Source organism: Mycolicibacillus trivialis (assembly GCF_002102395.1).
In the GTDB taxonomy this organism is placed as follows: Bacteria; Actinomycetota; Actinomycetes; order Mycobacteriales; family Mycobacteriaceae; genus Mycobacterium; species Mycobacterium triviale.
Map to the genome: position 1 here is coordinate 63,132 of NZ_LQPZ01000025.1, position 11,525 is coordinate 74,656.

The 11,525-nt window shown below is 65.6% G+C and carries 10 protein-coding genes; all 10 read left to right on the forward strand.

Going from position 1 to position 11,525, the window contains the following annotated elements:
• The first annotated feature begins 136 nt into the window (after positions 1–136).
• Positions 137–817: a sensor domain-containing protein gene (locus tag AWC30_RS10040; RefSeq protein ID WP_234808023.1), complete on the forward strand. Its 681-nt coding sequence runs from the start codon at positions 137–139 to the stop codon at positions 815–817.
• Positions 818–947: 130 nt separating this feature from the next.
• Entirely contained in the window at positions 948–1,238 is a 291-nt protein-coding gene (gene rpsF, locus AWC30_RS10045) for a 30S ribosomal protein S6 (RefSeq protein WP_066851812.1), read from the forward strand.
• Between the two features lie 64 nt (positions 1,239–1,302).
• Complete coding sequence (locus tag AWC30_RS10050; RefSeq protein WP_085110054.1) at positions 1,303–1,794, forward strand: single-stranded DNA-binding protein; 492 nt, start codon at positions 1,303–1,305, stop codon at positions 1,792–1,794.
• A gap of 59 nt (positions 1,795–1,853) precedes the next feature.
• Positions 1,854–2,108, forward strand: a complete 255-nt coding sequence (gene rpsR, locus AWC30_RS10055; protein WP_066851808.1) for a 30S ribosomal protein S18 — start codon at positions 1,854–1,856, stop codon at positions 2,106–2,108.
• A gap of 22 nt (positions 2,109–2,130) precedes the next feature.
• The gene (gene rplI / locus AWC30_RS10060) at positions 2,131–2,607 is read left to right on the forward strand and encodes a 50S ribosomal protein L9 (RefSeq protein ID WP_085110055.1); all 477 of its coding nucleotides are present in this window, start codon (positions 2,131–2,133) and stop codon (positions 2,605–2,607) included.
• A 470-nt stretch (positions 2,608–3,077) separates the two neighbouring features.
• A complete protein-coding gene (gene dnaB, locus AWC30_RS10065) occupies positions 3,078–5,687 on the forward strand; it encodes a replicative DNA helicase (protein ID WP_085110066.1) in 2,610 nt (869 codons plus the stop codon).
• A gap of 290 nt (positions 5,688–5,977) precedes the next feature.
• Entirely contained in the window at positions 5,978–6,604 is a 627-nt protein-coding gene (locus AWC30_RS10070) for a TnsA-like heteromeric transposase endonuclease subunit (protein WP_085110056.1), read from the forward strand.
• Positions 6,604–8,742, forward strand: a complete 2,139-nt coding sequence (locus tag AWC30_RS10075; protein WP_085110057.1) for a TnsB C-terminal domain-containing protein — start codon at positions 6,604–6,606, stop codon at positions 8,740–8,742. Before AWC30_RS10070 ends, AWC30_RS10075 begins: the two co-directional genes overlap by 1 nt.
• A complete protein-coding gene (locus AWC30_RS10080) occupies positions 8,742–9,866 on the forward strand; it encodes an AAA family ATPase (RefSeq protein WP_085110058.1) in 1,125 nt (374 codons plus the stop codon). The genes AWC30_RS10075 and AWC30_RS10080 overlap by 1 nt, the downstream gene beginning before the upstream one ends.
• Positions 9,863–11,525, forward strand: a 1,663-nt coding sequence (locus AWC30_RS18305; RefSeq protein WP_085110067.1) for a TniQ family protein, incomplete at its 3' end; no start/stop codon positions are given. The genes AWC30_RS10080 and AWC30_RS18305, both read left to right, overlap by 4 nt.

The window sequence follows — 11,525 nt, forward strand, 5'->3', positions numbered from 1 at the left end:
CCGGTCCCACCGTTCCGGCCCAAGTCGGCCGGCCGTTGGCGTTAGGCTGACCACGCGCGAACCGCTGACCGCGGTGCCCGCGCCGGGTGCGGAAGGACGAGGACAGAAACGGAGAGATGAACTTATGCGCCGTCGTATGACCGCTCTCGCCGGGCTCGCCGGTGCCTGCCTGATCGTCGCGGGCTGTGGAGGCGACAAAGGCAAGGCCGACGCGGAGAAATCGCCGACCACCCCCACCACGACGACGGCCCGCCCGGTGGCCGAGGGCGCACTGAACGACCTCATGCTCAACACCGAGCAGATCAACGCCGTCATGGGCGCACAGGAGATGGCGGTAACCCGTAACCGCATCGCGATGTCCGACGACGCCGACACGATGGAACCCCGCGAGTGCCTGGCCATCGACGCCGCGGCCCAAGCGCAGGTCTACGCCGACAGCGGCTTCAGCGCGGTGCGCGACCTGACGTTCTCCGAAAGCGCCAACTTCGAGCACTACGCCCAGGAGGCGGTGGTGCTCTTCCCGTCGGCCAAGCAGGCGAAGGCCTTCTTCGACGCGTCGGCCAAGCAGTGGGGCGAATGCCAGGAGTACATCCACGTGCAGAGCGGCTCGGAGTGGACGCCCGGCCCGATCGCTAACACCGACGGTCTGCTGAGCACGGTCTCCACCCAGCAGAACGGCCCCCCCGAGGGTTGGGGCTGCGGACGGGCGATGGCGGTGCGCAACAACATCATCGTCGACGTCAACACCTGTGCGGCCGACCCGGGCGACACCGCGGTGCAGATCACCCGCCAGATCGCGGACAAGATCCGCACCTGACGGTCACCGACCCGCGATTTCGCAGGTCGGCGGCGGCTGCTGTAACCTTGGCCCGTTGCCGACGCAGGCGACCCTCCTGCCGCGGGATTCCCCGTGGCCGTAGACGACCAGAGGAGGTGATGAGGTTCCCATGCGTCCATACGAAATCATGGTCATCCTGGACCCCACCCTTGACGAGCGCACCGTGGCCCCGTCGCTGGAGACGTTCCTGAACGTCATCCGCAACGACGGCGGCAGCGTCGACAAGGTGGACATCTGGGGCCGAAGGCGGTTGGCCTACGAGATCCAGAAGCACGCCGAGGGCATTTACGCCGTCATCGACGTCAAAGCCGAGCCGGCGACCGTCTCCGAACTCGACCGTCAGCTGGGCTTGAACGAGGCGGTGCTGCGCACCAAGGTGATGCGCATCGACAAGCACTGACCGTCGACTACGTCGGAGCGGCTGCGTAGGCTCCCGCTCAAACCGCCAAACCCAGGAGGATCCCATGGCAGCTGGTGACACCACACTCACCATCGTCGGAAACCTGACTGCCGACCCGGACCTGCGGTTCACCCCGTCGGGTGCGGCCGTCGCGAACTTCACGGTCGCCTCGACGCCGCGCATCTACGACCGGCAGAGCGGCGAGTGGAAGGACGGCGAGGCGCTGTTCCTGCGCTGCAGCATCTGGCGGGAGGCCGCCGAGAACGTCGCCGAGACCCTGACCCGCGGAGCGCGGGTCATCGTCACCGGTCGACTCAAGCAGCGGTCGTTCGAAACCCGGGAGGGCGAGAAGCGCACCGTCTACGAGCTCGACGTCGACGAGATCGGGCCCTCCCTGCGCTACGCCACCGCGAAGGTCACCAAGGCCAGCCGCGGCGGCGGCCCCCGGCCGGCGGCCTCCGGCGGCGCGGCCGGCGGGGCACCGGCGGAGGACCCGTGGGGCAGCGCCCCGGCGTCGGGCTCCTTCGGCGGCGGCGACGACGAACCGCCCTTCTAGAACTCATGGCGCGGCCGCGGCCGCACCCTCAGACACCACAGAACGAAAGAGATTGACCCATGGCCAAGTCCAACAAGCGGCGCCCGGCACCGGAGAAGCCGGTCAAAACCCGCAAGTGCGCCTTCTGCGCCAAGAAGGACCAGGTGATCGACTACAAGGACACCGCCCTGCTGCGCACGTTCATCAGTGAGCGCGGCAAGATCCGTGCCCGCCGGGTGACCGGTAACTGTGTCCAGCACCAGCGTGACATCGCGATCGCGGTGAAGAACGCCCGCGAGGTGGCCCTGCTGCCGTTCACCTCCTCGACGCGCTAGCCGGAACGGAAGAGACGAAACGATGAAGCTGATTCTGACCACCGATGTCGATCACCTCGGCGCGGCGGGCGACACCGTCGAAGTGAAGGACGGCTACGGCCGCAACTTCCTGCTGCCGCGCGGCTTGGCGATTCAGGCCACCCGCGGCGCCCAGAAGCAGGCCGACGAGATCCGCCGGGCCCGGGAGACCAAGCAGGTCCGCGACCTCGAGCACGCCCAGGAGATCAAAGCGGCCATCGACGGCCTGGGCACCGTCACCCTGCCGGTCAAGACCGCCGCTGACACCGGGAAGCTGTTCGGCTCGGTGACCGCCGCCGACATCGTCGGCGCGATCAAGAAGGCCGGCGGGCCGCCGCTGGAGAAGCGGATCGTGCGCATGCCCAAGGGCCACATCAAGGCCGTCGGCGGCTACCGCGTGTCGGCGGTGCTGCACCCCGAGGTGACCGTCGAGGTCGCCCTGGACGTGGTGGCCGACGGCGCCAAGGCCGCGACCGCCTGACGGTCCACCCCGCTGTTCGCCGCCCCGGACCGGCCGCCCCGCGCAGCGAACTCGCCGGTCGGAGAATTGGTCAGCTAACCTAACCGGTTGTTCATCCGAGCATCGGCCGCGGGACACGCAACACGCCCGAGACGGCCATCTTGCCGACACGCCGAGGCGTTTCCCATCCACAGCTGCTACACCGGGGTGTGGAGGACTGACCTGCGGTGATCGTGGCGGACGCGGGAATGCTCAACAGGTTGTCCCCAACCCCCCAACAAGGTGAGCGGCAACTATCCACAGGTCCTCCACAGGTTCATCAACAGGGGCGTTTGGTGGGGGCGTCAGCAACCTCTACTCTCAACGCGGCGGGCAGGGGCCGGCCCGGTGAGACCAGCGTGTCGGAGCCGCGATCTACGCTGCGGAACACCGGGTTCGAATATCGGTTCGATGGCTCCGGGGCGGGTTGAGGAAGGGAGGGAATGACGGGAATGGCCGTTGTCGACGACCGTGGATCTTCCGGCATGCCCGCCGACGCGCCGCCGAGTGAGGACTTCGGCCGGCAGCCCCCGCAGGACATGGCCGCCGAGCAGTCGGTGCTGGGCGGGATGCTGCTGAGCAAGGATGCGGTGGCCGACGTGCTCGAGCGGCTGCGCCCGGGCGACTTCTACCGACCCGCCCACCAGAACATCTACGACGCCGTGCTAGACCTCTACGGTCGCGGTGAGCCCGCCGACGCGGTCACCGTGGCCGCCGAACTCGACCGGCGCGGGCTGCTGCGCCGGGTCGGCGGCGCGCCGTACCTGCACACGCTGATCTCGACCGTGCCGACCGCGGCCAACGCCGGCTACTACGCCGGCATCGTCGCGGAGAAGGCGCTGCTGCGCCGGCTGGTGGAGGCCGGCACCCGGGTGGTGCAGTACGGCTACGCCGGGGCCGAGGGCGCCGATGTGGCCGAGGTGGTCGACCGGGCCCAGGCGGAGATCTACGAGGTCACCGATCACCGCACCGCCGAGGATTTCGTCCCGCTGGAGGAGCTGCTGCAGCCCACCATGGACGAGATCGACGCGATCGCCTCCTCCGGCGGGCTGGCCCGCGGCGTGCCGACCGGCTTCGCCGACCTCGACGAGGTGACCAACGGCCTGCACCCGGGGCAGATGATCATCGTCGCGGCGCGCCCGGGCATGGGCAAGGCATTGGCGCTCGACACGCCCCTGCCCACCCCGACGGGCTGGACCACGATGGGCGAGGTGGCCGTCGGTGACCACCTACTCGACGGCGACGGCCGGCCGACCCGGGTGGTGGCCGCCACCGATGTGATGGTCGATCGGCCCTGCTTCGAAGTCGAGTTCTCCGACGGTTCGGTGATCGTCGCCGACGCCGAGCACCAGTGGCTGACCGAGACGCGGGTGTCGCGCCGCGCCGCCCGAGGTGCCGGCGACCAGCGCGGTGCGGCGGTGCGCACCACCCGGGAGGTCGCCGATACGCTGCGCTGCGCGACCGGCGACCGGCGGCCCAACCACTCCGTCGCGAATGCCCTGCCCCTGGATCTGCCCAGCCGCGACTTGCTGGTTCCGCCCTACACCCTGGGGGCCTGGCTGGGTGACGGGACCAGCGCGGCGGCCCAGATCACCACCGTCGACCCGGAGATCGTCATGCAGATCGAGGGCGAGGGGATCCGGGCCGTGCCTTCGACGTCGGCGCCGTATCGGTACCAGCTGCGGTTGGGCGTAGGGGAGCAGCCGGCGCCGCGTTCCTGCGTCGTTTGCGGCAAATCGTTCATCCCGCACACCAGCCAAGTACGGTGCTGCGGACGCTCGTGCGGAGGTCGGGCAAGGTTTGTCTCACCTGCGGTGGCGGCTCCGACCTGCCCGCGCTGTGGCGGTCCCTCGGCAGGCTTGCGCCTCTGCCAAACGTGCCATTCAGCGGTGGGGACCCTCCAAGCACGGCTGCGCGCCATCGGTGTGCTTGGCGACAAACACATCCCGACGGATTACCTACGCGCCGCGGAACCGCAACGCCGAGCGTTGTTGGCCGGGCTACTCGACACCGATGGCACGGTCGCGTCCGGTGGGACAGTGCAGTTCTGTGTGACCAACCGGCAGCTCGTCGAGGATGTCAAGGAGCTGATCGTCAGCCTCGGATACCGCTGCCAAACCTCGACCAAACGCGTCAACGGCCACACCGAAGCCTCCAGCACCGCGTACACATTGACTTTTTCCACCGATGACCGGGTGTTCGCACTTCCCAGAAAGGTCCTGGCCCACAAGGAGCGCCGGGCGAGCGCGAGCACCGTCCGTTCGAGGTCCCGGTTCATCGTCGATGTACGGCCGGTGGCCAGCGTCCCGGTGCGTTGCGTCGAGGTCGACAACCCGGATCACCTGTATCTGTCCGGCCGGTCGATGATCCCCACGCACAACTCCACCCTGGGGCTGGATTTCATGCGGTCCTGCTCGATCAAGAACCGGATGGCCAGCGTCATCTTCTCGCTGGAGATGAGCAAGTCCGAGATCGTGATGCGGCTGCTGTCGGCGGAGGCGAAGATCAAGCTGGCCGACATGCGCTCCGGTCGTATGAGCGACGACGACTGGACCCGCCTGGCCCGCCGGATGAGCGAGATCAGCGAGGCGCCGCTGTACATCGACGATTCGCCGAACCTGACCATGATGGAGATTCGGGCCAAGGCCCGCCGGCTGCGTCAGAAGAGCGACCTGCGGTTGGTGGTTGTCGACTATCTGCAGCTGATGACCTCGGGCAAGAAGTTCGAGTCCCGGCAGGTGGAGGTCTCGGAATTCTCCCGAAACCTCAAGCTGCTGGCCAAGGAACTCGAGGTTCCGGTGATCGCCATCAGCCAGCTCAACCGCGGTCCAGAACAGCGCACCGACAAGAAGCCGATGCTGGCCGACCTGCGCGAGTCCGGCAGCCTCGAGCAGGACGCCGACATGGTGGTGCTGCTGCACCGCCCGGACGCGTTCGACCGCGACGACCCGCGTGGCGGCGAGGCGGACCTGATCTTGGCCAAGCACCGCAACGGGCCCACCTCCACGGTCACGGTGGCGCATCAGCTGCACCTGTCGCGGTTTACGAATATGGCGCGGTAGCGGGAGTCTCTCTGTAGGTTCTCACGGGCGACTTCAAAATCTCATGACTGACTTCAAACGGTTTTCAAGTTTGAAGTTTGGATGAGACACGCCGATGTGCTTGCGGAGGACCCAGGCGAACAGGTGCCACGCTGTGGGCATGACTCTGGACGCACGTCTGACAGAGCGGTAGCAGACGGAACATGGTTACGGCGGCTACGACCGCTGCGACCACCACGGTACGGTTTCGAACCGCCCCGAATGCTGGAGAGTCTTCAACCCCACTAGTTGACGCCGATCCGGATGTCCTTGTGGACGCTCATCCGTGGCGTGAGTTTCGTTGGTACGCAGGCCAAAAGCACTACTCGGGCACGTATTGGTCGGCAACCGAGCGCCGGCACATCATCTACGAGTCCCGGTTGGAGCTGACTCAGTTGCTGTTTGCCGATTTCGATCGGACCGTCCGACGTATCTGCGCGCAACCGTTCATGCTGAGTTGCGACTCCAGGGGCCGCACGACCAGGCACATCCCCGACTACTTGCTGATCACCGATAGTGGGCCGAAAGTTATCGACGTCAAGCCGCGCCGGCGGCTGTCGCAACCGGAGGTCGTGGACACCTTCGCCTGGACTCGATCGGCAATTGAAGACCGTGGGTGGGTCTACGAAGTGTGGACCGAGCCTGAGCCAGTGCTGTTGGCCAACATTCGATTCCTTGCAGGTTTTCGTCGGGAGGCGTGGTTCACGGGGGAGCTCCTGGCAGGGCTGCGGAATTGCTCAATCGACGGCCTTTCAATCGACAGCGTGCTTGACCTGTCGTCGGAATGGCCCCGACCTTTGAGGAGAGCGGCCTTGTTCCACCTGTTGTGGTTGCAGGAACTCCGCGTTGACCTGCGTCAACCCTTGACATCGAGTTCGACACTGAGCCAGGAGAACTGATGAGACGATCTGATTCGGCTGTTCGGATCGGTGTTGGGACGCGGGTTGTTTTCGAGGGCGATGCAGCCGAGGTAGTCGAGCTGCACCCCGGCGACACCGGGGTGAGCCTCACATTGCGCGTCGGCCCCGGAAAGCGATTGTCGCGTATCTCATTACGTGAGCTTCTCGATGGTGGCCGTGCTCGAATCGTGGATGACCGCATCGACGTTGACGGTCAACCGGATGCGGCCGCAGTCATCCTTGCAGAACTCACTGACCTTGAGCTGGACACTGCGCGCACGCGGGCCGCCCACGTTCGGGAGGTCTTGACTGGCTATCGCTCCGGTCACCCAGAACTCGCGGCCCACGACGAACCGCGAACTGAGTTCGATCCTCATCTCCCTTTGATGGAGCGGTACGCCGCGAAGGCTGCCGAGGCCGGCGTCACTTCACGCACGGTCAGCCAGTGGGTCGCGGACTATCGGAAGCATGGTGAGGTAGGACTGGTGCCGAGGCCCACCAAACAGGTTGTCGGCATGCGAAGCAAGGTCGATCCACGCTGGGCCGAGATCGCGGTCGAAGTGATGGTGGAGCACACGGACCAGTCGCGGCCATCGCAGACGGCGGTGATAAAACGTGTCAACGCCAGGGTCGTCGCACGATTCGGCGAAGACGCGGTGGCGTTGCCGTCTCGGGCGACCGCATTCCGTGTCCTGGCTGAGCTAGAGAACCGGTACCCGACGTTTCGGCTGAGCACGAAACGAAACCGCGACATCGCCGACCGTCCCAGCGGTGTGTATGGGAAGCTGCGCCCGACCCGCCCGGGTGAGTACTTGCTGATGGATACCACTCGATTGGATGTGTTCGCGCTAGACCCGATCACCTTGCGGTGGGTGCAGGCGGAGCTGACGGTCGGAATGGACTGGTACACCCGTTGCATCACCGGAATTCGCGTGACGCCGGTGTCTACGAAGTCAGTGGACGCAGCCGCAGTCCTGTACCAGGCGTATCGGCCACGACCGGCCGGCAAGGACTGGCCACCGCACGCGGTGTGGCCCGAGCACGGTGTGCCAAGATCAGTGCTCCTCGACGTCGGCGCCGTCGAACGCCCGGGTGCCGCGGGACCGGCGATCGTGCCGGAAACCATTGTGATTGACCACGGCAAAATCTATGTCTCAGATCATCTGACGAGCGTGTGCCAGCGGATGGGAATCTCGATCCAGCCCGCACGGTTGCGGACCGGCCGGGACAAGGGTCCGGTAGAGCGTTTCTTCCGCACCATCCGAGAGGGCCTGTTGCAGATCTTGCCAGGCTACAAAGGCCCGGACGTGCACTCCCGTGGCTTGGACCCGGAATCGGAGGCCTTCTTCTACCTCGACGAGCTGGAGGCAATCATCCGCGAGTGGGTTGCGGTGGTGTATCACCACCGCCCACACCACAGTCTGATCGATCCGCGCGTTCCCGGCTTCCAGATGTCCCCGGCGCAGATGTTCGAGCATGGGGTCGCGCGCGCCGGCTATATCGAGGTGCCGCGTGATCCCGATTTAGCCTATGAGTTCTTGAAGGTGGAGTTTCGGAAGATCCAACATTACGGGGTGGACCTTGGCCGCCGCTACAACGGAACAGGTCTGGATCCCTACCGCAACATGAGCAGCCCGTACACAGGGAAAGTCAAGGGCCGCTGGCCAATCCACTACGACCCGGATGACGTCACCCGCGCCTATTTCCGTGATCCGGACACCCGCGAGTGGCACACGTTGATGTGGGAGCACGCACCGTCGTTGCAGATGCCGCTCAGCGAGGACGCATTACAGTTCGCGCGCAAGCTCGCCGCATCGAAGTACACCTATCCCGATGACCGAATCGCGGTCGCGGACCTGTTGGAGCGATGGAATCTCGGGTTGGGCACAACACCGGCGGAGCGCCGAATGGCGTTGCGACTTTCGCGCGAAGAAACGATGTTGGACCAGGCCGAGCCCCAAGACCCGGTCACCACCCTGCCCTCAGTCGCACGCGTGCTCGCCACAGCCGAGCCTCCCCCCGCGGAGGACGCAAACCATATCGCTGATGAGCCGGACCCCGAGACGGGCGACGACGACACCGAGGACGACCTCATCGAGACTGACGAGTTCTACGCCGACGCATTGAGGGACGCGTGATGGCGAAGTACGATCTCGCGCCCCACGAGAACAACGCCCGCCTGGACAACCTGACCTTGGCGCGCAAGGAGGGGTGGCAGCGCTTCGTGAACACCGCTGCCCGCATACCACCGGAGCCCCTGAGCCGCGGCCAACTCAGGTCGCTGAGCGAGGAAGCATTCGACGATTACAACCGTCAACGCCGCAAGTGGCACGCCAACCTCGGCCCGATCAGAACACCGCAATTGGCTGCTCTGCATGAGGACCTGTGGGACATCGTCGACAGCAATGCCCAAGACGGGGACAAAGCCAAGGGGGCCGTCGCGATCGAGGCGTTCCCGGGTTTGGGCAAGACCACCTCGGTGCTGGACTTCGCCAAGAAATTCCACCGCCGGGAGGTGAACGAGCAGGGCACCGTAACCGACGCGGGCGCCGAACGCTGGCCGGTGTGCCGAGTGGGCCTGACCGGCAACACCGGCATGGTCGAGTTCAACCGGGCGATGCTGGCGTTCTTCGCCCACCCAGGTACGACTCGCGGCAATGCCGCCCATTTCGCCCACCGCGCGCTGGACTGCGTGCTGTCGTGCGAAACGAAGCTGTTGATCGTCGATGATCTGCACTTCCTGCGATGGCGCAACACCGTCGGCGTGGAGATCAGCAACCACTTCAAGTACATCGCCAACGAGTTCCCGGTCACGCTGGTGTTCGTCGGAGTCGGGCTGACGAAGAGGGGTCTGTTCTCTGAGGGGCATTCATACGAGGACGCGGTGATCGCCCAGACGGGGCGGCGCACCACCAAACTGGACATGCGGTTGTTCGAGATCGACACCGATGACCGGCGTCGGGAGTGGCGCCAGATGCTGCTCGCGATCGAGCAGCGTGTCGTCCTGGCCGAGAAACGCCCCGGAATGCTGGCAGACGAATTGTCGGACTACCTGTTCGCCCGCAGCACCGGGCACATCGGATCCTTGATGACACTGATCAACCGCGGCTGTCAGCGGGCGGTCCGCACCGGTGCTGAGTACCTGTCGCGCGAATTGATGGATCAAGTCAAAAACGATGCCGCCTCGGAGAAGGCTCGGCAGGAACTGGAGGCAGCCTTCAACGCGCAACGGCTGACAACCAGGATCGGCAAAGCCGGATGAGCGCGGTGCGAACGCTCCCGGTCCGCCTCGCCCCAATCCACGGGGAAGCGTTGGACTCGTGGCTTGAAGCGGTCTCGCACCGCACTCAATCCGCGTTTGGCGACTTGCTTTCCGCCGTCGGATTGGACGCATCGCGCTGCGAGCGTCGCGGCCCCTGGATAGTCCAGCTCTCTGCTGCCGCAGGGGCAAGGATCACCGAGGCAACTGGCATCAGCCGAGAGCAGCTGGACCTTATGACGCTGTCCCGGTACTCAGGCGCGGCGTTGCGCATCAATACTGACGCCGGGACGTTGAATCGAGCATTTCCGTGGAGCGCGGGGTACTCATCACGGTTCTGTCCAATGTGTTTGGCACAGACCGGTGGAAGATGGCAATTGGCATGGCGGCTGGGCTGGACGTTCGCCTGCACGAAACACCGCTGCTTGCTTGCCGACGCCTGTCCACGATGCGGCACTGCTCAGCGCCGCCGCACGCACATCAATGACGTAATTCCTCAACCGGGACACTGCGGCCAGCCCTCCGGCGAGGCTGTGGGACGCGGCGCGGACAGGTGCCACGCGGACCTGACGACCGTTCCCGCTACCGAATTCGACGCCGACGACCACCCAGTCGTTCGAGCACAGTTACTGGTGAACGCGGTGATTGACTCCGAGACTGGTGATTTCGGCGTCTATCAGGCGGTGCCGCAGGCCCGGCTTGCTGTGCTGGCTGATATTCGAGCTATCGCCGGGCGGGCGTTGGCCTATGCGACACCAAGAGAACTGAGTACCGTTCTGCCGGCAGACTTGGCCGCAGCGCATCGAGAGGCCAGTGCGCGCGCGCAGCTACCAACTCGTCGTCGCGCGCAGCCCACTGTGCGCCCAGCGCTCGCGGCACCGGCATGGTCTGCGATGACGGCAGCAGGAGTGGTTGTCGCGTTGCAGGTGTTGGAAGCGCCCGACGTGGCGACCGCAGGTGACCGACTGCGCTGGCTCGTCGCCTCATCCCGCGACCGCGGATTTGTCGTGACCGGAACAAGACTGGGTTGGGGACGACGTACCTCAGCAGTGCTGGCGGGAGTGCAGCTTGCCGCCCTCGGGCCGATGCTCAAGGTCAGCGATCAACTTCGCTACCGTGTCGGCGCGCCGATGCCCGCCGTCCCAGAGTGCGAAAGCGCGCCGACTTGCCGACTGCCGGGCGTTCTTTGGGCGGAGTGGTCCCTACGCTTAGCGCATCCCACTTGCCACCAGCGCTACTTAGCCCCTGCGTTGTCGGTTGCGTTGTTGCTTGTCGGTAGCAAGCTGAATCTCAGCGCCGCAGCCCGACTGATCGGCAGTCGGGTCAACAGTTCGGCGGTATCGCGGGTGTTGCAGCTACTCGAAAAACACCCGCAATGGACCGACATTCGCGCTGCTCTACTGCGAATGGCGTCCTACGTGCGCGACCATGACATCCCGATCGACTACGCGCGGCGTCGGCGACTGGATTACGCAGCGCTACTGCCGGACGACGCTTGGGCTCGCATCTGTCGAAGCACTGCTACTCCGGGAGCAAGGCCGGCGCGCGCCAGAATCGCACGCTGTTACATGTTCGAACGGATCAGTGAATCCCCCCGGCGTGTCCGGAGACTCCGTTCCTTGGGAAGGATGGAGTCATGTCAGGGAGTTCATCGAGGAGGTA